At 69.8% G+C, this 23,095-nt stretch carries 19 protein-coding genes and 1 riboswitch; of the genes, 11 read left to right on the forward strand and 8 right to left on the reverse strand.

Translation table 11 applies throughout. The annotated features are described in order from the left end of the window. The first annotated feature begins 5 nt into the window (after positions 1–5). From ACZ5IQ_RS16495 to ACZ5IQ_RS16545, 11 genes are all read left to right on the forward strand, one after another. Positions 6–422, forward strand: a complete 417-nt coding sequence (locus ACZ5IQ_RS16495; protein ID WP_029104910.1) for a BlaI/MecI/CopY family transcriptional regulator — start codon at positions 6–8, stop codon at positions 420–422. Positions 423–436: 14 nt separating this feature from the next. Next, entirely contained in the window at positions 437–1,393 is a 957-nt protein-coding gene (locus tag ACZ5IQ_RS16500; RefSeq protein ID WP_212814405.1) for a M56 family metallopeptidase, read from the forward strand. A 71-nt stretch (positions 1,394–1,464) separates the two neighbouring features. Continuing rightward, positions 1,465–2,964: an NADP-dependent phosphogluconate dehydrogenase gene (gene gndA / locus ACZ5IQ_RS16505; RefSeq protein ID WP_371824547.1), complete on the forward strand. Its 1,500-nt coding sequence runs from the start codon at positions 1,465–1,467 to the stop codon at positions 2,962–2,964. Between the two features lie 92 nt (positions 2,965–3,056). Continuing rightward, positions 3,057–4,505: a GuaB1 family IMP dehydrogenase-related protein gene (locus tag ACZ5IQ_RS16510; RefSeq protein WP_212814401.1), complete on the forward strand. Its 1,449-nt coding sequence runs from the start codon at positions 3,057–3,059 to the stop codon at positions 4,503–4,505. 256 nt (positions 4,506–4,761) lie between these two features. Then, positions 4,762–6,123 (forward strand): hemolysin family protein, encoded by a 1,362-nt coding sequence (locus ACZ5IQ_RS16515; protein ID WP_212814399.1) that lies wholly within the window; start codon positions 4,762–4,764, stop codon positions 6,121–6,123. Further along, the gene (locus tag ACZ5IQ_RS16520) at positions 6,116–7,165 is read left to right on the forward strand and encodes a hemolysin family protein (RefSeq protein WP_212814396.1); all 1,050 of its coding nucleotides are present in this window, start codon (positions 6,116–6,118) and stop codon (positions 7,163–7,165) included. Before ACZ5IQ_RS16515 ends, ACZ5IQ_RS16520 begins: the two co-directional genes overlap by 8 nt. After that, positions 7,158–8,060 carry a 3-methyladenine DNA glycosylase gene (locus ACZ5IQ_RS16525; RefSeq protein WP_244872887.1) on the forward strand — a complete coding sequence of 301 codons (903 nt, stop codon included), beginning with the start codon at positions 7,158–7,160 and terminating at the stop codon, positions 8,058–8,060. The genes ACZ5IQ_RS16520 and ACZ5IQ_RS16525 overlap by 8 nt, the downstream gene beginning before the upstream one ends. Next, positions 8,057–9,424 (forward strand): lipase family protein, encoded by a 1,368-nt coding sequence (locus tag ACZ5IQ_RS16530; RefSeq protein WP_133427530.1) that lies wholly within the window; start codon positions 8,057–8,059, stop codon positions 9,422–9,424. Before ACZ5IQ_RS16525 ends, ACZ5IQ_RS16530 begins: the two co-directional genes overlap by 4 nt. Continuing rightward, positions 9,421–10,776, forward strand: coding sequence for an alpha/beta hydrolase (locus tag ACZ5IQ_RS16535; RefSeq protein WP_212814391.1), 1,356 nt, complete (start codon positions 9,421–9,423; stop codon positions 10,774–10,776). Before ACZ5IQ_RS16530 ends, ACZ5IQ_RS16535 begins: the two co-directional genes overlap by 4 nt. A 101-nt stretch (positions 10,777–10,877) precedes the next feature. Next, positions 10,878–13,091, forward strand: coding sequence for a malate synthase G (locus ACZ5IQ_RS16540; protein WP_133427532.1), 2,214 nt, complete (start codon positions 10,878–10,880; stop codon positions 13,089–13,091). A 98-nt stretch (positions 13,092–13,189) separates the two neighbouring features. Beyond that, positions 13,190–15,298, forward strand: coding sequence for a substrate-binding domain-containing protein (locus ACZ5IQ_RS16545; protein ID WP_212814389.1), 2,109 nt, complete (start codon positions 13,190–13,192; stop codon positions 15,296–15,298). 111 nt (positions 15,299–15,409) lie between these two features. Here the strand turns inward: ACZ5IQ_RS16545 and gcvP are convergent, their stop codons facing one another. The 8 genes from gcvP to ACZ5IQ_RS16585 form a co-directional block, all read right to left on the reverse strand. Then, positions 15,410–18,280, reverse strand: coding sequence for an aminomethyl-transferring glycine dehydrogenase (gene gcvP / locus ACZ5IQ_RS16550; RefSeq protein WP_212814387.1), 2,871 nt, complete (start codon positions 18,278–18,280; stop codon positions 15,410–15,412). Positions 18,281–18,441: 161 nt separating this feature from the next. Next, positions 18,442–18,539, reverse strand: a riboswitch (glycine riboswitch). A gap of 106 nt (positions 18,540–18,645) precedes the next feature. Further along, a complete protein-coding gene (locus tag ACZ5IQ_RS16555; RefSeq protein WP_020100160.1) occupies positions 18,646–19,272 on the reverse strand; it encodes a MerR family transcriptional regulator in 627 nt (208 codons plus the stop codon). Positions 19,273–19,515: 243 nt separating this feature from the next. Continuing rightward, the gene (locus tag ACZ5IQ_RS16560) at positions 19,516–20,010 is read right to left on the reverse strand and encodes a bifunctional nuclease family protein (protein WP_020100159.1); all 495 of its coding nucleotides are present in this window, start codon (positions 20,008–20,010) and stop codon (positions 19,516–19,518) included. A gap of 52 nt (positions 20,011–20,062) precedes the next feature. Continuing rightward, positions 20,063–20,797: a transcriptional regulator FtsR gene (gene ftsR, locus ACZ5IQ_RS16565; RefSeq protein ID WP_212814385.1), complete on the reverse strand. Its 735-nt coding sequence runs from the start codon at positions 20,795–20,797 to the stop codon at positions 20,063–20,065. 15 nt (positions 20,798–20,812) lie between these two features. Beyond that, complete coding sequence (gene garA, locus ACZ5IQ_RS16570) at positions 20,813–21,289, reverse strand: glycogen accumulation regulator GarA (protein WP_020100157.1); 477 nt, start codon at positions 21,287–21,289, stop codon at positions 20,813–20,815. Between the two features lie 201 nt (positions 21,290–21,490). Further along, positions 21,491–21,886: a glycine cleavage system protein GcvH gene (gene gcvH / locus ACZ5IQ_RS16575; RefSeq protein ID WP_212814383.1), complete on the reverse strand. Its 396-nt coding sequence runs from the start codon at positions 21,884–21,886 to the stop codon at positions 21,491–21,493. A 72-nt stretch (positions 21,887–21,958) separates the two neighbouring features. Then, the gene (locus tag ACZ5IQ_RS16580; protein ID WP_212814381.1) at positions 21,959–22,747 is read right to left on the reverse strand and encodes a DUF881 domain-containing protein; all 789 of its coding nucleotides are present in this window, start codon (positions 22,745–22,747) and stop codon (positions 21,959–21,961) included. Between the two features lie 9 nt (positions 22,748–22,756). Then, entirely contained in the window at positions 22,757–23,089 is a 333-nt protein-coding gene (locus ACZ5IQ_RS16585; protein WP_020100154.1) for a small basic family protein, read from the reverse strand. Positions 23,090–23,095: the final 6 nt, after the last annotated feature.

The following is a 23,095-nucleotide window of genomic DNA, read 5'->3' on the forward strand; positions in this document are numbered from 1 at the left end:
AGGACATGGCGAAATTGACGCGACTGGGCGAGCTGGAGCGCGAGGTGATGGACCACCTGTGGTCCTCCCGCGAGCCGCAAACCGTGCGTCAGGTGCATGAAGCACTCGCGACGCGCCGGGATCTGGCCTACACCACGATCATGACCGTGCTGCAGCGCCTGGCGAAGAAGAACCTGGTCGTCCAGCATCGTGACGACCGCGCGCACCGCTACGCACCGACCCACGGCCGCGACGAGCTGGTCGCGGGCCTGATGGTCGACGCCCTCGACCAGGCCGCGGACTCCGGCAGCCGCGTCGCGGCGCTGGTGCATTTCGTCGAACGCGTCGGCGTCGACGAGGCCGATGCGCTCCGGCGCGCCCTCGATGAGCTGGAAGCCAAGCACCGAATCCCACCGGCGACTGGCAATTCCGGCACCGACTGAGAGACACTAAGCGCGTGTCCGCCCTGGCCTTCACCATCGTCGCGCTACTGCTGGTCGGGCCGGTACCCGCCCTGCTGGCGCGCGCATCGTGGCCACAGCGGGCCCCCCGGGCCGCGATCGTGCTGTGGCAGTCCGTCGCCATCGCCGCCGTGCTCTCCGCCTTCAGCGCCGGTATCGCCGTCGCCAGCAGGCTTTTCGCGCCTGGCCCGGACGGTCGTCCCACAACCACCGCGACCAGCGAGATCAGCGTCATGGGCTGGCCGTTGTGGATCACCCATGTCGCGGTCTTCGCCCTGACCCTCGTCGTCAGCGCCCGGCTGGCCATCGCCTTCGTCCAGGTCGCCATCGCGACGCGGCGCCGACGTGCCCACCACCGGATGATCGTCGACCTGCTCGACTGTTCGCGGGACACCGCCCCCGCACCCCAGGCCCGTCACCTCATCGGGCACGGCCTGCGCATCCTCGATGTCCAGCAGCCCCTCGCCTACTGTCTGCCCGGCGTCCGCAGCCGCGTCGTCCTCAGCGAAGGTGCGCTCAAGCACCTCGACGACAGTGAGATCGCCGCCATCCTCAGCCACGAACACGCCCACCTGCGCGCCCGGCACGACCTCGTGCTCGAGATGTTCATCGCCGTGCACGCCGCCTTCCCCCGCTTCGTCCGGAGCGCCAGCGCCCTCGACGCGGTCCGGTTCCTGATCGAACTGCTCGCCGACGACGCCGCCGTCCGCGCCACCGGCCCCACGCCACTGGCCCGCGCCCTGGTGGCCTGCGCGTCGGGCCGGGCACCCAAGGGCGCCCTCGCCGCGGGCGGGCCGACGACCGTCCTGCGGGTGCAGCGCCTGGCCGGCGAACCCAACAGCTCCTGGGTCGCCGCGGGCGCCTACCTGGCGGCCGCCTCCGTCCTGGTCGTACCGACCGTCGCGGTGGCTGTGCCCTGGCTCACTGAATTGCACCGGTTGTTCTTCTCGTAGACTTTGCGACTGGCAGCATCTCCCTTCCGTGGCGGATGACGCCGCACCGGCCCAGGCCGGTCCGAAATGCTATGCGCCACAACCAAACAACGAAAGGGCCAGCCGTGAGCTCGTCGGGAAACCCGGAATCAACCACCGCTACCGCCCAGATCGGGGTCACCGGCCTGGCGGTCATGGGCTCCAATCTCGCCCGTAACTTCGCCCGCCACGGCTACACCGTCGCGCTGCACAACCGCTCCGTCGCCAAGACCGACGCGCTGCTGGCCGAGCACGGCTCGGAGGGCAAGTTCGTCCGCAGCGAGACCATCGCCGAGTTCCTGGACGCGCTGGAGAAGCCGCGCCGCGTGATCATCATGGTCAAGGCCGGCGATCCGACGGACGCCGTGATCAACGAACTCGCCGACGCCATGGAGCCCGGCGACATCATCATCGACGGTGGCAACGCGCTGTACACCGACACCATCCGCCGCGAGAAGGCGATCCGCGAGCGCGGCTTGCACTTCGTCGGTGCCGGCATCTCCGGTGGCGAAGAGGGCGCGCTCAACGGCCCGTCGATCATGCCGGGCGGGCCCGCCGAGTCGTACGTCTCGCTCGGGCCGCTGCTCGAAGAGATCTCCGCGCACGTCGACGGCGTGCCGTGCTGCACGCACATCGGGCCCGACGGCGCCGGCCACTTCGTCAAGATGGTGCACAACGGCATCGAGTACTCCGACATGCAGCTCATCGGTGAGGCCTACCAGCTGCTGCGCGACGGCCTCGGCATGGCAGCCGGCGAGATCGCCGACGTGTTCGCCGAATGGAACAAGGGCGACCTGGACAGCTACCTCATCGAGATCACCGCCGAGGTGCTCAAGCAGGTCGACGCCAAGACCGGCAAGCCGCTGGTCGACGTCATCGTCGACGAGGCCGAGCAGAAGGGCACCGGCCGCTGGACCGTCAAGTCCGCGCTCGACCTCGGCATCCCGATCACCGGTATCGCCGAAGCCGTTTTCGCCCGCGCCCTGTCGGGCTCGGTGCCGCAGCGCCGCGCGACGGTCGGCCTGGCCTCGGGCCACCTCGGCGAAAAGCCCAGCGACGCCACGAAATTCATCGAGGACGTGCGGCAGGCGCTGTACGCCTCCAAGATCGTCGCGTACGCGCAGGGCTTCAACCAGATCGAGGCCGGCAGCGCCGAATACGGCTGGAACGTCAAGCCCGGCGACCTGGCCACCATCTGGCGCGGCGGCTGCATCATCCGCGCCAAGTTCCTGAACCGGATCAAGGAGGCGTTCGACGCCGAACCGGAACTCGCCACCCTGCTGGCCGCGCCGTACTTCCGCAGCGCGGTCGAGTCGGGCATCGACAGCTGGCGCCGCGTCGTCGTGACCGCCACCGAGCTGGGCATCCCGGTCCCGGGCTTCGCGTCGTCGCTGTCGTACTACGACGCGCTGCGCACCGAACGGCTGCCCGCCGCGCTGACGCAGGGCCTGCGCGACTTCTTCGGCGCCCACACCTACGGCCGCACCGACGCCCCGGAGGGCAAGAAGTTCCACACCCTGTGGAGCGGCGACCGCACCGAGGTCGAAGCCTAGGTTTCCCGTCACGCGAACTGCCCCTCTGCACCGGCAGCGGGGCAGTTCTGCGTCCACTCGGCATTGTCGGGCGAGCCAACTAGGCTGACGGTGTGCAGTTTCTCGAGTATGAATCGGCTGGCCACCGGCCCCCGTACGACCTGACCTACAACGACGTCTTCGTGGTACCGGGGCGCTCCGAACTGACGTCCCGCTTCGACGTCGACCTGGCCACCACCGACGGCACGGGCACCACCATCCCGATCGTCGTCGCCAACATGACCGCTGTCGCCGGCCGCCGCATGGCCGAGACCGTGGCCCGCCGCGGCGGCATCGTGGTGCTGCCGCAGGACCTGCCCATCGATGCCGTGCGGGGCACCGTCGACTTCGTCAAGAGCCGCGACCTGGTGGTCGACACCCCGGTCGTGCTCGCGCCCGACGACTCGGTCTCGGACGCGCTGGCCCTGATCCACAAGCGCGCGCACGGCGCCGCGGTCGTCGTCGACGACGGCCGCCCGCTGGGCCTGGTCACCGAGGCCGGCTGCGCCGGGGTGGACCGCTTCGCGCGCGTCCGCGACGTGGCCACCACCGACTTCGTGTCAGCGCCCGCGGGCACCGAGCCGCGCAAGGTGTTCGACCTGCTGGAGCACTCCCCGACCGGCGTGGCAGTCCTGACCAATGCCGACGGCTCGCTGGCCGGCGTGCTGACGCGCACCGGTGCCATCCGCGCCGGCATCTACACCCCCGCCGTCGACGCGCAGGGCCGGCTCCGCATCGCGGCCGCCGTCGGCATCAACGGTGACGTCGCCGCCAAGGCCCGGGCCCTGGCCGAGGCCGGTGTCGACGTCCTGGTGGTCGACACCGCGCACGGGCACCAGTCCAAGATGCTCGACGCGCTGTCCGCCGTGGCCGCGCTCGACCTCGGGCTGCCGCTGGCCGCCGGCAACGTGGTGTCGGGCGCCGGCACGCGCGACCTGATCAACGCGGGCGCGTCCATCGTCAAGGTGGGCGTCGGCCCGGGCGCCATGTGCACCACGCGGATGATGACCGGGGTGGGCCGCCCGCAGTTCTCCGCGGTCGTCGAATGTGCCGCGGCGGCAAAGGAACTCGGCGGCCACGTCTGGGCCGACGGCGGCGTCCGGCACCCGCGCGACGTGGCACTGGCCCTGGCGGCGGGCGCCTCGAACGTGATGATCGGGTCGTGGTTCGCCGGCACGTACGAGTCACCGGGCGACCTGCTGATGGACCGCGAGGGCCGCGTCTACAAGGAGAGCTTCGGCATGGCCTCCAAGCGCGCGGTCGCGGCCCGCACGGCCAGCGATGGCGCGTTCGACAGGGCCCGCAAGGCCCTGTTCGAGGAAGGCATCTCGTCGTCGAAGATGGCGCTGGACCCGGTGCGCGGCGGCGTCGAGGACCTGCTCGACCACATCACGTCCGGCGTCCGCAGCACCTGCACGTACGTCGGCGCGGCAAACCTCGCCGAGCTGCACGAGAAGGTGGTGCTCGGGGTGCAGTCGGCCGCCGGATTCGCCGAAGGACACCCGCTGCCGACGGGTTGGTGAGCAGGTCCGCAAGGGCCGACCAGCTACCATTGCCGTACGGCCGCCGCACGCAGCAGGCGTCGGACGGCTGTCGATATCGATTCAGCGAAAGGGAGCACGTGCCGCAGGCACCTGTTGGGGCGTCGACCGTCCCGAGCCAGGCGGGAGCGTGCCAGGCCGATCACGCGCTCCCCGAGTCGAGCGCCGAGTCCATCGACTCCGAACCTCCCAGTAGCCGGCCGGGCCGTCAGCCCGGCGCCCCGAGCGGTGGTGCACGGTGACCACCGCGCTGACCATCGCGAGCCTGGCCGCGTTCATCCTGCTCACCCTCGGGACGGCAGTCTTCGTGGCGGCCGAGTTCTCCCTGACGGCGCTGGAACGCAGCACCGTCGAGGCCAACGCCCGTGACGGGGGCCGCCGCGACCGCATCATCCGCACCGCGCACCGCAACCTGTCCTTCCAGCTGTCGGGCGCCCAGATCGGCATCTCGATCACCACGCTGATCACCGGTTACCTCGCCGAGCCCGTCGTGGCGCGGCTGCTGCACGGCCCGCTGCACGCCGTCGGCCTGCCCGAGCGGTTCACCGACCCGGTGGCCCTGACGCTGGCGCTGCTGATCGCCACGTCGGTGTCGATGGTGTTCGGCGAGCTGGTGCCCAAGAACCTCGCCGTCGCCCGGCCGGTGCCCACCGCGCGCGCCACCGTGCCGTGGCAGTGGTTCTTCTCCCTGTTGTTCTCCCCCGCCATCAAGCTGACCAACGGCACCGCCAACTGGGTGCTGCGCCGGCTCGGGGTCGAGCCCGCCGACGAGCTCCGCTCGGCGCGGTCCGCGCAGGAGCTGCTGGCGCTGGTGCGCAACTCCGCCGAGAGCGGCTCGCTGGACCCGCAGACGGCCGAATTGATCGACCGCTCACTGCAATTCGGCGGCCGCACCGCCGAGGAACTGATGACGCCGCGGTCCATGATCGAGTCGCTGGAGGTCACCGACACCGTCGCCGACCTCATCGAGACGGCCATCCGCACCGGGTTCTCGCGCTTCCCCATCGTCGCCGGCGACCTCGACGAGACCGTCGGCATCGTGCACGTCAAACAGGTCTTCGCGATACCCGTCGAGCTGCGCGCCGGCACCCGGCTGGCGCAGCTGGCGCGGCCCGTCCCGACGGTGCCGTCGACCCTCGACGGTGACGCGGTGATGACCCAGATCCGGGCCAACGGCGTCCAGACCGCCCTCGTGGTCGACGAATACGGCGGCACCGCCGGCATGGTCACCGTCGAGGACCTCATCGAGGAGATCGTCGGCGACGTCCGCGACGAACACGACGACGCCACCCCCGACGTCGTCGAGGTGCGCGACGGCTGGCTGGTGTCGGGTCTGATGCGCATCGACGAGGTGGACACCGAGACCCCGTTCCGCGCGCCCGAAGGCGATTACGAGACCATCGGTGGCCTGGTGCTCAAGGAGCTCGGCCACATCCCGGACGTCGGCGACACCGTCGTCCTGACCGAATTCGACCCGGACAATCCCGAACTGGACCCCGTGCGCTGGAAGGCCACGGTGATCCGGATGGACGGCCGGCGCATCGACCAGCTGGAGCTCACCCAGCTGGACCCGACCGAGTCGGGAGCCGACCATGAATGACGTCCTCGGCATCCTGCTGACCATGGTGCTGCTGGGCGCCAACGCGTTCTTCGTCGGGTCTGAGTTCGCGCTCATCTCGGCGCGGCGCGACCGGCTGCAGGCACTGGCCGAACAGGGCAAGCGCAGCGCCGTCACCGTGCTGCGGGCCGGTGAGCGGCTGTCGATGATGCTCGCCGGTGCCCAGCTCGGCATCACGATCTGCTCGATCCTGCTGGGCCGCGTCGGCGAACCGGCCGTCGCGCACCTGCTCGAGGAGCCCTTCGACGCGGTCGGCGTGCCCGATACGGTGCTGCACACCGTGTCCTTCGGCGTCTCCCTGGCGATCGTGGTGACGGTGCACGTGCTGCTGGGCGAGATGGTGCCCAAGAACATCGCCATCGCCGGGCCAGAGAAGGCCGCGATGCTGCTGATCCCGCCGTACCTGGTCTACATGAGCGTCGCCCGGCCGTTCGTCATCTTCTACAACTGGTGCGCCAACAGCACGCTGCGGCTGCTCGGCGTCGAGCCCAAGGACGAGCTGGACGTCACGGTCTCGTCGGTCGAACTGTCCGAGATGCTGACCGAATCACTGTCGGAGGGGCTGCTCGACGCCGAGGAACACGTCCGCCTCAAGCGCGCGCTGGACATCCGGACCCGGACGGTCAAGGACGTCGCGATACCGCTGCAGGACATCCGCGCGGTGCCGATCGCCGCGCCCGGGACCGGTCCCACGGTGGGCGCGGTGGCCCAGGCGCTGCGCGAGACGGGCTACTCCCGGTTCCCGGTCACCGACGGGCACAGCGCCTACCTCGGCTACCTGCACATCAAGGACGTGCTGCCGTGCATGGACGACAACGACGCGGTCCTGGACCGGTCCATGGTGCGCCCGCTGCCCATGGTCGCCTCGACGCTGCCGGTCGCCGACGCGCTGTCGTGGCTGCGCCGCAACAACAGTCACCTGTCCCTGGTGACCACCGACGGCTACGTCACCGCGATGGTGGCGCTGGAAGACCTGGTCGAGGACCTCGTCGGCGTGGTGCGTGACGGTACCCACCGTGTCTGAGACGGTGTGCGCGCCGCCGCGGGTCCTGGCCGAGGACGACTGGGCGGCGCGGGAACAGCGCTACCTGGACCGCGTCGACGCCTTCCTGGCGCCGCATGAACGGCGGATGCGGGCGGGCGAGCCGCACCCGGTGTGGGACTTCCTGTTCACGTACTACAGCCTCAAGCCCCGCCAGCTACGGCGCTGGCATCCGGGATACGGCCGGGCGCTGAGTGGTCCCGGCGCGCTGCGGTTCACCGACCGGGCCGGGTACGGCCGGTGCGGTGACGCCGTGACGGTGACGCCCGAGTACCTCGCCGGCCGCCGCGAGACCGTCGCCTTCGTCGCCGACCTGTTGGCTGCGACGGCGGCCCGCCCGGCGCGGCTGAACTGTTTCGGCCTGCACGAATGGGCCATGGTGTACCGCGCGCCCGAGGTGCGGCACGCCCAGGTGCCGCTGCGGCTGAGCGCGTCGGACACCGATGCCGTGGTCGAGTCGATGCCGCTGCGGTGCACGCATTTCGACGCCTTCCGGTTCTTCACCGAGGCGGCCGTACCGCGTAACGGCGAAGCCCTCACCCGACACGCCCAAGCGGCCACCGAGCAGCCGGGGTGCGTGCACGCAAATATGGACTTGTACAAATGGAGTTACAAGCTCGGACCTTTGCTGGAGTCGAATCTGTTGATGGATTGCCTTGACCTCGCGGCGGACGCACGCGTCCTCGACATGCAGGCCAGCCCGTACGACCTGAGCGACTACGGCATCGAGCCGATCGCCATCGAGGACCCGTCGGGCCGCGCCGAGTATGTGCGCCGCCAGCAGGACATCGCCAATCTCGCTGTGCCGCTGCGGGACTCGCTGCTGTCCGAGTGCCGGGCCTTGCTCGCGTACGACACCGACGGCGGCATGCTGTGACGGCCCGGACGGCGCTGCGCATCGCGGCGGCTGCCCTCGCCGCCGTGCTGACCGTCGCCGGCTGCTCCGACGATGCGCCGGGCCGCAGCCCGCAGCGCAGTGGTCAGGTGTTGCCGGGCGACTACAGCGGCGCCGGCCCCGGCACGCTCGTCGCCGCGCAGCCGCTGACGACCGTCGACCCCGAACTGGCCGGGCTGACCGCGATCTCCGCGCGCATCACCTACGTCTCGACTTCGGGCATCAACGACAGCCATCCCAAGGTGACGGGCTCGGTGTTCCTGCCGAAGGGCAACCCGCCCGAGGGCGGCTGGCGCATCATCGCCCTGGCCAACCCGGGCAGCGGCATCAAGTCCGACTGCGCGCCGTCGTCGTCGCCGAGCCTGCTGGGTCTGCTCCCGACCGTGCGACTCATGGTCGGCGCCGGCTATCTCGTGGCGATCACCGACTATCAGGGCATCGGGCTCGACGAGACCTATCACCCGTACCTGGACTCCACGACCGAGGGCTTCAACCTGATCGACCTGGCGCGGGCGACGCGCAAGCTGGTCTCCGCCGCCTCCACCAATTGGGTCGCCGTGGGCACCGGGCAGGGCGGTCAGGCCGCGTGGGCGGCCGCCGAGCTGGCCACCGACTACGGCGGCGGGCTCCGTCCACAGGGCGCCGTCGCGCTGGCCCCGACCGCGGCGCTCGAGTGGCTGGCCGACGCCTCGGCCGAGGGGAACCTGAACCGCGACCAGCAGCTGATGCTGCAGCAGTACCTCGCGGTCATGCCGCAGGCCTACCCCGGATTCCCCATCGAGGACTACCGCCGCGGCGCCGCCCGCGACCACTGGGACACGTTGTCGGCGTGCCGCGGCCCGGCGGTCGCCGACCGCACCGGCGTGCTGGATTCGCTGGGTCCGCACGACCTCGGCCCGACCACACCGGCAGCCGCCGACGCGTTGCGCGGTTACCTGCGCAAGGCGACGCTGCCGCAGGCGCCGGCCGCCGCGCCGATGCTGATCACCCCCGGGCCGCCCGACGGCCTGGTGCCGCCCGAGCAGACCGCCGCCGCCGTCGAACGGGCCTGCGCCATGGGCGACGTCATCGACTACGTCCAACCCGACGAGGCCGACGCCCTCGGCTGGATCACCGACCGGTTCAACGGGGTGCCCGCACCCAACACGTGTCCCGGCGCCACCCCGACCTCCACCACACCGACGTCGACGGCCAGTTCGCACTCGGACGACTCCGACAGCGACCAGTCGGACTCGGGTGGCGACGAGGTGACCCCGACCGCCGAACAGACCGCGGCCGAGACCGAGGCGCCGCACCACCAGCAGCCCGCGGCCCCGCCGCCGGCGGACCCCGGGGATGCCGAATGAACATCGGCCTGCTCGACGGCTGGCTCCCGACCCTGATCCAAGTGGTGACGGTGCTGGCACTGGTCGTCGCCGTCGGGCGACGGTCGCCGCGCTGGCTGCGGCTGTGGCTGCCGGTGGCCATCGGGACCGGCGTCGTCCTGGCCCTGGCGTGCAGCTGGTTCATCTCCGATCAGGGCCTGGCGGGCGGGCCGGCCCCGACGTCCCTGTGGGTGTGGATCGTGCTGACCGGGGTGGCGCTCGTCGTGGCCATCGCGGGCTGGCCCGGCCTGCACTGGTGGCGGCGGGCGGTGGCCGTCGCCGTGGTGCCGCTGTGCGCGGTCTGCGCGGGTCTGGCGGTCAACACCTGGACCGGCTACCTGCCGACCGTCGAGGCCCTGTGGCAGCGCGCCACCGGCGCCGAGCTGCGCGGCGAGATCGATCTCGAGACCGCGCTGACCATGCGCCGCTCCGGCGAGCGCCCGGACCGCGGCGTCCTCGTCTCGGTGCAGATTCCGACGACGGCGTCGGGCTTCCGCGCCCGTCCGGAGCTCGTCTACCTGCCGCCCGCGTGGTTCGCGCACGACGCCCCACAGCTACCGGCGGTCGTGATGGTGGGCGGCGAGTTCGGCTGGCCCGCCGACTGGCCGACGGCCGGCGGCGCGCAGCGCACCGCCGACGATTTCGCGGCCGCCCACGGCGGCAACGCCCCCATCCTGGTGTTCGTCGACACCAGCGGGCAGTTCTCCAACGACACCGAATGCGTCAACGGGCCGCGCGGTATGGCCGCCGATCACCTCACCAAAGATGTTGTGCCATTTGTCACGTCGACGTTCTCGGCGAGTGCCGACCCGTCGCGGTGGGGCATCGTCGGCTGGTCGGCCGGCGGCACGTGCGCGGTGATGACGACCGTCATGCACCCCGAGCTGTTCCAGACGTTCGTCGACATGGACGGCCAGGTCGGCCCCAACGCCGGTTCCGAACCCCAGACCATCGCGCGGCTCTTCGGCGGTGACGCGGCGGCGTTCGCCCATTTCGATCCCGCGACCGTGGTGCGGAAGCACGGCCCGTACACCGGCGTCGCCGGCTGGTTCGCGGTGTCGGAGAACGGGCCGGTGGTGTACCAGCCGGCACAGGCCGGCACGCCGACGAACGTGCAACCGCCGGACAATCCGGAGAGCCACACCGCCGTCGCGACCTACATGTGTGCGTTAGTCAGCGCCGCCGGCATCGAGTGCTCGGTCGTCCCGCACGGCGGTGACCACACGTTCCCCAGCGCCGCAGAGGTGTTCACCGCGGCCCTGCCGTGGCTGGCCGGACGCCTGCACACGCCCGGCGTCCCGGCCATCGGTTTGCCCGGCTCGACACCGCAATAACGGTGTGACCCGGTTCTCATTGGCCGACGCACCGGTGAGCTGCGGTTACCCACGGGTAAAGTGGATGGTCGCCGTGTGGGCTGCTTAGGAGGAAGAAGAAAATGACTGATCGTGTGACGGTGGGAAATCTGCGGGTGGCCCGCGTACTGCACGACTTCATCACCAACGAGGCTCTGCCCGGCACCGGGGTCGATCCGGACAGCTTCTGGGCGGGGGTCGACAAGGTTGTCACCGACCTGACCCCGCAGAACCAGGACCTGCTGGCCCGCCGTGACGACCTCCAGGCGCAGATCGACAAGTGGCACCGCGCCCGCGTCATCGACCCCGTCGACACCGACGAGTTCAAGACCTCCTACCAGGAGTTCCTGTCCGAGATCGGCTACCTGCAGCCGGAACCGGCCGACTTCAGCATCACGACCTCGGGCGTCGACCCGGAGATCACCAGCACCGCGGGACCGCAGCTGGTGGTGCCGATCCTGAACGCCCGGTTCGCGCTCAACGCCGCCAACGCCCGCTGGGGTTCGCTGTACGACGCGCTGTATGGCACCGACGTCATCTCCGACGAGGGCGGCGCCGAGGCCGGCAAGGGTGGCTACAACAAGGTGCGCGGCGACAAGGTGATCGCCTACGCCCGCAACTTCCTGGACCAGGCCGTCCCGCTGGCGGCCGGCTCGTGGGCCGACGTCACCGGTCTGAAGATCGACGACGAGCACCAGCTGCAGGCCGAACTGGGCGACGAACTGTCGAGCGGCCTGGCGAACCCCGAAGAGTTCGTCGGCTACACCGGCCAGCTCGGGGATGCCTCGTGGTCGGTGCTGCTCAAGCACCACGGACTGCACATCGAGATCCTGGTCGACCCCACCTCGCCGGTCGGCTCGACCGACAAGGCCGGCATCAAGGACGTCGTGCTGGAGTCCGCGGTCACCACGATCATGGACTTCGAGGACTCGGTCGCGGCCGTCGACGCCGACGACAAGGTGCTCGGTTACCGCAACTGGCTGGGCCTGAACAAGGGCGACCTGTCCGAAGAGGTCAGCAAGGGCGGCAAGACCTTCACCCGCGTGCTCAACCCCGACCGCGTGTTCACCACGCCGGACGGCGAGGGTGAACTGACCCTGCCGGGCCGCAGCCTGCTGTTCGTCCGCAACGTCGGCCACCTGATGACCAACGACGCCATCATCGACGCCGAGGGCAACGAGATTCCCGAGGGCATCCAGGATGCGCTGTTCACCGGCCTGATCGCCATGCACGGCCTGAAGTCCACCGAGGAGAACGGCGAGCTGACCAACAGCCGCACCGGCTCGGTCTACATCGTGAAGCCCAAGATGCACGGGCCCGACGAGGTCGGCTTCACCTGCGAGCTGTTCAGCCGCGTCGAGGACGTCCTCGGCCTGCCCGAGGCCACCCTCAAGGTCGGCATCATGGACGAGGAGCGCCGGACGACGGTCAACCTCAAGGCCTGTATCAAGGCTGCCGCCGACCGCGTGGTGTTCATCAACACCGGCTTCCTGGACCGCACCGGCGACGAGATCCACACCTCGATGGAGGCCGGTCCGATGGTGCGCAAGGGCGCCATGAAGACCCAGACCTGGATCAAGGCCTACGAGGACGCCAACGTCGACACCGGCCTGGCGTGCGGCCTGGCCGGCCGCGCCCAGATCGGCAAGGGCATGTGGGCCATGACCGACCTGATGGCCGACATGGTCGAGCAGAAGATCGGTCAGCCCAAGGCCGGCGCCACCACCGCGTGGGTGCCCTCGCCCACCGGCGCGACGCTGCACGCCATGCACTACCACCAGGTCGACGTGTCCGAGGTCCAGAAGGAGCTGGCCGGCAAGAAGCGCACCACCCGCGCCGAACTGCTGACCATCCCGCTGGCCAAGGAACTGGCCTGGGCGCCCGAGGAGATCCACGAAGAGGTCGACAACAACTGCCAGTCGATCCTCGGCTACGTGGTGCGCTGGATCGACCAGGGCGTCGGCTGCTCGAAGGTGCCGGACATCCACAACATCGCCCTCATGGAGGACCGCGCCACGCTGCGCATCTCCAGCCAGCTGCTGGCCAACTGGCTGCGGCACGGCGTCATCACCGAGGACGACGTGAAGGCGAGCCTGCGCCGGATGGCCGCGGTGGTCGACGAGCAGAACGCCGGTGATCCCGCGTACCTGCCGATGGCCCCGGATCCGGAGGGCAGCATCGCCTTCCAGGCCGCGCAGGAGCTGATCCTCGAGGGTTGCAGCCAGCCCAACGGTTACACCGAGCCGATCCTGCATCGGCGCCGGCGGGAGTTCAAGGCCGCACACGCCGGTTCGTGAACGGTCAACTCCCCCATCATCGTTGATTAAAATTCGGCGGGCCCGCGTCACTCGACACGGGTCCGCCGATTGCACGCCGACACCAGGAGCAGACACCAATGGGTAGGCACAGAGCTCCCGACGACGACGAATCGAACGCCGACGAATCACGCGACGACGCGGTCTCCGACTACGACGCGCTGTCGCCCGACATCCCGGAAGCCGACGACACCGCGACCGGCGTGCTGGGATTCCGGGTGCCCGACGACTGGGCCGAGATGCACGGGATGCCTGCTGCCGAGAACCCGCGTGCTGCCACCCCACCCCCCGCCGCGCCGCCGTCCGACAACGGCGACCGGTACGAGACCGACGAACCCGACTACGGCGAGCCCGACTATTCGGACCAGCCCGACCTCACCGGCGCCGACAGCGTCACCCAGGCGTTCCCGTCCGTCCCGCGCCGGGCCTCGGTCCGGTCGCACGGCGGCGACTGGGAGGGCGGCGAATGGACCGGCAGCCACCGGGCCATTCAGACCAAGCGCCGCGGCGTCAGCGTCGGGGTCATCGCCGCGCTCGTGACCGTCGTGGTCGTCGTCGCCGCGGTGATCCTGTGGCGGTTCTTCGGCAGCGTGCTGTCCGACCGCAGCCGCGAGGCCTCGGCGCGGTGCGTGTCCGGCTCGGTCAGCGTGCCCGTGCTGGCCGACCCGTCGATCTCCGATGCGCTCAACTCGCTGGCCGGCAAGTACAGCCAGACCGCCGCGCCCATCGGCGACAAGTGCGTCAAGGTCGAGGTCAAGGCGACCGACCCGACCACCGTCGTCGACGGGGTGGTGAACAAGTGGCCGTCGAACCTGGGTCCGCGGCCCGCACTGTGGGTGCCGGCGAGCTCGGTGTCGGCGGCCCGGCTGGTGGCCGGCGCCGGCGAGCAGGCTGTCAGCGGTGAAGCCAAGTCGCTGGCGACCTCGCCCGTGCTGCTGGCTGTCAGGCCACAGCTCAAAGACGCTCTGGCCCAACAGAATTGGGGCACCTTGCCGGCACTGCAGACGAACCCGACGGCGCTGGACGGCTTGAGCCTGCCGGGCTGGGGTTCGCTGCGGCTGGCCGTGCCGACCGTCGACAACAGTGACGCGGCATACCTGGCGGCTGAAGCCGTCGCCTCGGCCGCGGCCAACGGCGGCCCGGTCAACGCCGGCGCCGGTGCCGTGCACCGGTTGACGGCCGCACAGCCGAAACTCGCGGACCCCAAGGCCTCGACGGCGCTGGATGCCCTCATCTCCGCGAGCGACCCGGCCACGGCGCCGGTGCACGCCGTCGTCACCACCGAACAGCAGCTCTACCAGCGGTCGCAACACACCGACAACGCCAAGGGCAAGCTGGCGGCCTGGCTGCCGCCCGGCGCACCGGCGGTCGCCGACTACCCCGCCGTGCTGCTCGGCGGCGAGGGCCTGTCGCACGAGGAGGTCACCGCGGCCAGCGAGTTCGAGCGCTTCCTGCGCAAGCCCGAACAGCTCGCCGAGCTGTCCAAGGCCGGCTTCCGCGTCAGCGGCGGCAATCCCCCGAAGAACGACGTGGTGAACCTCGGCTCCCTGCCCGACGCCCTCGCCGTCGGCGACACGGGCACGCGCGCCACGCTGGCGAACGCCGTCGGCGGCACCTCGAAGAGCGGCGCCGTGACGATCATGCTGGACCAATCGATGCCGACCAGCGATGGCGCCAAGACCCGCCTGGGCAACGTGACCACCGCGCTGATGGACCGGCTCAAGGCGATGTCGCCGAACAGCTCGGTGGGTCTGTGGACGTTCGACGGCGTCTCGGGGCGCAGCGAGATTCCGGTGGCGCCGCTGAGCGAGCAGGCGCATTCGACGCAGCTGATCTCGAACCTGAACAGCCAGAGCTCGTCGGGTGGCGGGCACGTCTCGTTCACGACGCTGCGCATGCTCTACGGCGATGCGATGTCGAAATATGTCGACGGCCAGGCGAATTCGATCCTGCTGATCACCTCGGGCCCGCACACCGACCAGTCGCTGGACGGCCAGGGCCTGCAGGACTACATCAAGTCGGCGTTCGATCCGGCCCGGCCGCTGGCGGTCAACGTCATCGACATCGGGTCCGACTCGGACGGTTCGACGTGGCAGGCCGTCGCGCAGCTCACCGGCGGCACGTTCACCAGCATGCCGACCTCGGCGGCGCCGGAGCTGGTCAACGCCGTCGCCGCGGCCCTGCCCTAACCCGGGTTTTTCTCACCACCCGCGAGCGGCCGTGTCTGCGCGCGACACGCCGCGACCTACATACAAAAACGTCCCGCTCAGCAGCGCTGAGCGGGACGTTTTTGCACGGACCTAGGCGAACGCCTCGATCGGCGGGCAAGAGCAGACCAGGTTGCGGTCGCCGAACGCGCCGTCGATACGGCGGACGGGCGGCCACACCTTCGGCCGGAAACCCTTGCCCAGCGGGTAGGCGGCATGCTCGCGGGTGTACGGGTGCTTCCACTCGTCGACCAGCAGGCACTCGGCGGTGTGCGGCGCGTTGTGCAGCGGGTTGTCGTCGGCCGGCCACTCACCGGAGCCGACCTGGTCGATCTCGGCCTTGATCGCGATCATCGCGGCGATGAAGGCGTCGACCTCGGTCAGGCTCTCGCTCTCGGTGGGCTCGACCATCAGCGTGCCGGCAACCGGGAAGCTCATGGTCGGCGCGTGGAAACCGTAGTCCGCCAAGCGCTTTGCCACGTCGTCGACGGTGACGCCGGTGGCCTTGGTGATGGCCCGCAGGTCCAGGATGCACTCGTGGGCGACCATGCCGTTCTCGCCGGTGTAGAGCACCGGGTAGTGCTCGTCGAGGCGCCGCGCGATGTAGTTGGCCGACGCGATCGCGGTCAGCGTCGCCGCGCGCAGCCCGGCCGCGCCCATCATCCGGATGTACGCCCAGGTGATCGGCAGGATCGACGCCGAGCCGTACGGCGCCGCCGACACGGTGTGGTCGTCGGCGAGCTCGGCGGCCAGCGGGTGCCCAGGCAGGTACGGCGCGAGGTGCGACCGGACCGCCACCGGGCCGACGCCCGGACCGCCACCACCGTGCGGGATGCAGAAGGTCTTGTGCAGGTTCAGGTGGCTGACGTCGCCACCGAACTTGCCCGGACGAGCGAGGCCCACGATGGCGTTGAGGTTGGCGCCGTCGACGTAGACCTGACCGCCGGCGTCGTGCACGGCGGCGCAGATGTCGGCGACGTCCTGCTCGTACACCCCGTGCGTCGACGGGTAGGTGATCATCAGCGCGGCCAGATCACTGGCGTGCTCGGCGACCTTGGCGCGCAGGTCGTCCAGGTCGACGTCACCGTTCTCGCGGCACGCCACGACGACGACCTTCATGCCGACCATGGCGGCCGACGCGGCGTTGGTGCCGTGCGCGCTGGACGGGATCAGGCAGATGTTGCGGCCGGCCTCGCCACGGGCCTCGTGGTAGGCGCGGATGGCGAGCAGACCGGCGTACTCGCCCTGCGACCCGGCGTTGGGCTGCAGCGACACCGAGTCATAGCCGGTGATGCTGACGAGCCACGCCTGGACGTCGGCGATCAGCTTGCGCAGACCCGGGGTGTCCGACGCCGGGGCGAACGGATGCTGCTGCGCGAACTCGGTCCAGGTGATGGGTTCCATCTCGGCGGCCGCGTTGAGCTTCATGGTGCACGAGCCCAGCGGGATCATGCTGCGGTCCAGCGCGATGTCCTTGTCGGCGAGCGAGCGCAGGTAGCGCATCATCTCGGTCTCGGTGCGGTACCGCGAGAACGCCGGGTGGGTGAGGAATTCCGAAGTGCGGGTGTGGATTTCGGGGCCGTCCCAGTGATGGCCGCCGCGCGTCGCACCGAAGGCGGCGAGCACCGCGTCGACGTGCTCGGCGGTCGTGGCCTCGTCGCAGGACACCGAGATGTGGTCGGCGTCGACGAGCCAGACGTTGATGCCGCGCTCCTTGGCGGCCGCCTGCACCTGCGCGGCCATGCCGGGAACCCGAGCCAGGACGGTGTCGAAGAATCCGGAGTGGACGACCTCGACGCCGGCCTCCTTCAGGCCCATGGCCACCGCGAGGGCGTGGCCGTGCACGCGGTGCGCGATCGCGGTCAGCCCGCGCGGCCCGTGGTAGCTGGCGTACATCGCGGCGATCACCGCGAGCAGCACCTGCGCGGTACAGATGTTGCTGGTGGCCCGGTCGCGGCGGATGTGCTGTTCGCGGGTCTGCAGGCTCAGCCGGTAGGCCTTGGCGCCGTCGGCGTCGACCGAGACGCCGACCAGACGCCCGGGCAGCTGCCGGGCGTGCTTGCCGTGCACGGCCAGGTAGCCGGCATGCGGGCCGCCGAAGCCCATCGGCACGCCGAAACGCTGCGTGGTGCCGAAGGCGACGTCGGCGCCGATCTCGCCGGGCGGGGTGACGAGCGTCAGCGCCAGCAGGTCCGCACCGATGGCGACCAGCGCACCGCGCTCGTGAGCCTGCGCGATCAGCGCGGACCAGTCGTTGACCGCGCCGCTGGCCCCCGGCACCTGGGCGATGACGCCGAAGAAGTCGCCTTCGGGCAGGCCGTCGCGCAGGTCGGCGGTGACGATCTCGATGTTCAGCGGTTCGGCGCGAGTGGCCAGCACGGCCGCGGTCTGCGGGTAGATGTCGGCGTCGACGGCCAGGCGGCGGCAGTCGCCCTTGACGGCGCGGTGCATCAGCGTCATGGCCTCGGCGGCGGCGGTGGCCTCGTCGAGCATCGAGGCGTTGGCGATCTCCATGCCGGTCAGGTCGGTGACCATGGTCTGGAAGTTGAGCAGGGCCTCCAGCCGGCCCTGGCTGATCTCCGGCTGGTACGGCGTGTAGGCCGTGTACCAGGCCGGGTTCTCGAGGATGTTGCGGCGCAGCACGGCCGGGGTCAGGGTGTCGAAGTAGCCCTGGCCGATCATCGACACCGCGACGGTGTTGGTCTCGGCGAGCGCCCGCAGCTCGGCCAGCGACTGCTCTTCGGAGGCCGGGGCCGGCAGTTCGTCGAGGCCGGGGGCCAGGCCGGCGCTGGACAGGGCATCGAGGATGCCCGCGGGCAGGGCCTTGGCGGCGAGCTCTTCGAGCGAGTCGACGCCGATGATCTCGAGCATGGTGGCCACCGCGCCGGCATCCGGACCGATGTGCCGGTCGACGAAGCGAAGCTGGTGGTGCTCGGCAGAGGAACGGGACGTGCTGTCGGTCATGACGGCCTCTCCAGACGTTCAGGCTCGGGGCAGGCTTGCCACGGAACCGCTAGGGGTTCCTCCCCCTCTGTCGTCGGTGCCTGAGAGATTCGGCCCGACGGCGTGGTCGGCCTTTCCCCATGGGCGGGCGAGTCGCAGCTCGCCGCTTTCCAGAGGCATCGGGCTCCGGCGCGGTCCGGGGGCCTGAGAGGTTGATGGAGAGGTATTGCTCCTTCGGCGTCCATGGCTGGCGGCCACAGAACTCTCCCGCGTCGGGACGATGCGCGCGCCAGTCTACCGGTCGGTCACCGATGGTCACGAATGGACAGCAAACGGCCCCTCTCCGTGGGGAGAGGGGCCGTTGCTCGTGCTTGGGTTGGCGGGACTCAGCCGATCTTGCGGTCGCGCTGCTTGCGACGCGAGGCGAGTTCGTCCTCGGGCGCGGCGATGGACTCGCCGCCGTCGGCACGCTCACCCGGGAAGTCGGCGATGGCGCCGGTCAGCTCACGCATGGCGCCCGAAACCGCGATGCCGAACACGCCCTGACCGCCCTGCAGCAGGTCGACGACCTCTTCGGCCGACGTGCACTCGTACACCGTGGTGCCGTCCGAGAACAGCGTGATGTTCGCCAGGTCATGTACGCCGCGCTGGCGCAGGTGGTCGACCGCGACGCGGATGTTGTGCAGCGAGATGCCGGTGTCCAGCAGCCGCTTGACGATCTTGAGGACCAGGATGTCCTTGAACGAGTACAGGCGCTGGCTGCCGGAGCCGGCGGCGCCGCGGATCGACGGCACGACCAGCGAGGTGCGGGCCCAGTAGTCCAGCTGACGGTAGGTGATGCCGGCGATCTGGCAGGCGCTCGGCCCGCGGTAGCCGACCAGTTCGTCGGGAACAGACTCGTCAGGGAACAGGCCTGCCTGCACCGGCACGGGAGCCGGTGTCGGGGCGGCCTGCTCAGGCGCGCCGTTGGTCGTCAGGTCCAACTGCTCTTGACGTGGCGTCTCGTCGCCCACTGCCTGATCCTCTCGCCGATCGAACTAACCTGCCTGGCGGCCACTGCTGCTCGGCGGGCATGTCCGCTGCTCGAATGTGTCGAGCATACGCTTCCCGCCGGGCCACTTCAGCCCGTCACCAGAACGAGGAAAGTATGTGGCGCGGATTCGGCGAATCCGCAAACGGCGCACCGAGTGTCGACACGCGCTGACCTAACTGAGATGCATCCGTAACAAGGGCCCTCCGGGACAGCGCACTCCGACCTAAGTCGCCTTGAAATCGTCCGGCGAAATGCTGTCGAGGAACTCCTTGAACTTCTCGACCTCGTCCTCGCGCACGGGGCCGGACGACTCCTCGTCACCCTCGTCCGGGATGAGCAGACCCGCCTCTGCGAGTACCGCTTCCTCGACGTAGATCGGTACGCCCACCCGCAGCGCGATGGCCACCGAGTCCGACGGCCGCGCCGACACCGTGATGTCGCGGTCGAACACCAGGTCGGCGTAGAAGGTGCCTTCCTGCAGGTCCACGATGCGCACCTCGCGCAGCGAATGACCAAGCGCGGCAATCAGATCCTTGATCAGGTCGTGCGTCAGGGGCCGAGCCGGCGAGACGCCCTGCTGCTCGAGCGCGATCGCGGCCGCTTCGGACTGCCCGATCCAGATCGGCAGGTAGCGGTCACCGTCGGATTCGCGCAGCAAGAGCACGGGTTGGTTCTGCGGCTGTTCCACCCGAATGCCGACCACACGAACCTCGCCCATCTGCGTCTGCCCTCCGCAATCCGTGTGCCATCAACGAATTCGAGTCTAGTCCTCAGCGATCGAGAACGTCGCGCACGGCAGACTTGATCAGAGACGTGTGCAGCGTGATGGCGAGCGCCGCGACCTCGCGGGCCAGTTCGTCGGCCCGGTCCCGGGCCCCGGCGTTGCCGGCTTTTCCGATGGGGCCGGCGATCTGGGCGATCAGGTCCGACTGCCGGTCGGCGGCGGACCGGAAGGCCCGCAGGTGCCGCGGTTCGACACCGTATTCGCCCAGCGCATGGGCGCATTGTGCGATGACCACGGCATGTTCGTCGAAGAACCCCGCCGGGCCGGGGATGATCACGCCGCTCTTGACCAGCGCGGCCAACAGCTCCGGCTTGATCCCGGAGCGCTGCAGCAGGTCCTCGCGGCTGAGCCGGACCTGGGCGGGTGCGACGTCAGCCGGGCCGCCGGCCTGGTCGCTGTCGGGATCCGGAACCAATTTCGGTACGCCGTAAGCGGATCCGTTCGACGGCAGCGCGCCGTCGGGCTGGGCGTCCAGCTGGGCCTTGATGACCTTGAGCGGCAGGTACTGGTCCCGCTGCGCGGACAGGATGAACCGCAGCCGCGCGCAGTCATAGGCCGTAAAACGACGGTAGCCCGACCCAGTGCGTTCGGGCGTGACCAGACCCTGTTCCTCCAGGAACCGGATCTTGGAGATGGTCACATCCGGGAAGTCTGGCCGGAGCAGGTCGAACACCGCTCCGATCGACATCCCGGCCACTGCACTGCGGTCGGGCTGCGTCATCGACTGACCGCCGGTCTAACCAGCCGAGCTGTCGTCGGTCTTGGGGCCGGTCAGGAACACCAGGCGGAACTTGCCGATCTGGACCTCGTCCCCGTTGGCCAGCACCGCCGAGTCGACGGGCTCGCGGTTGACGTAGGTGCCGTTGAGGCTGCCGACGTCGACCACCTGGAACTCACCGGACTCGAGCCGGAACTCGGCGTGGCGACGGCTCACCGTCACGTCGTCGAGGAAGATGTCGCTGTCGGGATGACGGCCTGCCGAGGTGCTCGGCTGATCCAGCAGGAATCGCGAGCCGGCATTCGGCCCGCGCTTGACCACCAGCAGGGCCGAGCCCACCGGCAGTCCTTCAACTCCGGAGACGGCACTGGTGCCGCTCGTCGAAGCCGGGGCGTCGAGCTCATTGAGGAAGTCCGCCCGGAAGACCGAAGTGGTCTCCACCGTTGCCTCCTCGGAGCCGAAATCGGTCCCCGAACCGCTGTCGTTATCCGTCACGCGCTGCTCCTCTACTGGCTGCTGTGGCGCTCTTTTGCACGACCAGCCGGCAGGTGCTGCCAGCAGTCATCGAATGTCGCATACGTCTCACTATTGACCGTACCGCGCGGCGCGGGCCAGTGTGCCCGCCACCACCGGATCCGCCGCGCCGACTTTGGTGTCGCCACGGCCGAACCGGACCGCAGCACCCTAACAAAAGGGTTACTCGTCCAGGGTCGCCCGGTAGCCGTCCGCGTCGAGCAGACCGGCGAGCTGGCCATCCAGTTCGGCCGCGTCGGCCTGCAGTTCGATGAGCCAGCCGCCGTCGTACGGATCGGAGTTGACCAGGTCGGGCGAGCCTTCCAGATCACCGTTGACCGCAACGATTTTCGCGGCGATCGGGGCGTACAGCTCCGACGTCGTCTTGGGCGATTCGACCTCACCGAACACGTCGCCGGCGGCCACGGTGGTACCGACCTCGGGCAGATCGACGTAGACGACGTCACCCAGCGCACCCTGCGCGAAATCGGTGATTCCGACCCGCACGGTGCCCTCGCCGGTGCGGCGCACCCATTCGTGCTCGGTGGTGTACAGCAGATCGGCTGGCGTTTCGCTCACGACGCTCCTTGCGAGTTCAGGTCAGTGTGTTTTCGGTCAGTAAGGATACGGCTCGACGATCAGGCCCGGCGTCTACTTGACGGGCTGAGCGTATTGGCGCGGTTTCGGTTGCCGCAGGGCACTCACGTCGATCGTGTCGGCCTGTTGCACGGACATTGTGCCGCCAACGCGTTTCACACTGTCCATCGCCCCGCCCGGGATGTTCATCGCGGCCGCGAGCGTCGGCGGATCCCCAATGGCGAGAATGGAATAGGGCGGGTTCATGGTCACGTTGTCGACCACCAGCGCGCCCGCGGTGCCGGTCACCCAGGTGTCGACGCCGACCCGCACCGCGGTCTGCTGGTCGCCGCGTCCCGACCGGATCTCCATGGCCTCGGCGCCGGCGGCGCGCAACTCGTTGATGACGTCGAGCAAGGTCTCGGGTGACACGCCGGGCGCGATGTCCTCGATGGTGATGGTGACGCCCGGGCCGGTCGCCGCGACCGTGCCGATCAGGATCGACAGGGCACGCAGCCGCGCCTGCGCGTTCTCGATGGCGGCCTGGTCGCTGTTGCCCGACGCCTGCAACGACGACAGCGTCTTCTGCAGGTCCGCCACCTCGGTGTTGAGGGACGCCTCGCGCTGTTGCAGTGAGTCGAGCAGCACCAGCAGGTCGGCAGGCCGCGCGGTGTCGAGCGCGTCACCCGATTCTGTCTGGCGCACCTGCGTCGCGATGGCCACCCCGAGCAGCACGCAGAGCAGTACGGCCAGCGCGCCGAACATCAACTGCGACCGGCTGCGCGGCAGCCGCGCCGGAACGCCGTCGGGCAGCTCGTGCCGGCCGTGGTGTTCTTCTTCCGCGTGCTGTTCGTCGTCAGCCATGGTGCACCGTCACGCCCCGAACAACCTGCGCCGCAGCGCCGCCGCGTTGCCGAAGATCCGGATGCCCAGCACCACGATGATCGCGGTGGACAGCTGGGTGCCCACGCCCAGCTGGTCGCCGACATAGACGATCACGGCGGCGACCAGGACGTTGAAGACGAACGAGATCACGAAGACCTTCGCGTCGAAGATGCGCTCCAGGTAGGCCCGCAGTCCGCCGAACACCGCGTCGAGCGCCGCCACCACGGCGATCGGCAGGTACGGCTGGACCGCCTCGGGCACGCTGGGGTGGAAGATCAACCCCAGCACGATGCCGACCACAAGTGCCGCGATCCCGATCATGTAGCC

Source organism: Mycobacterium toneyamaense (assembly GCF_055384815.1).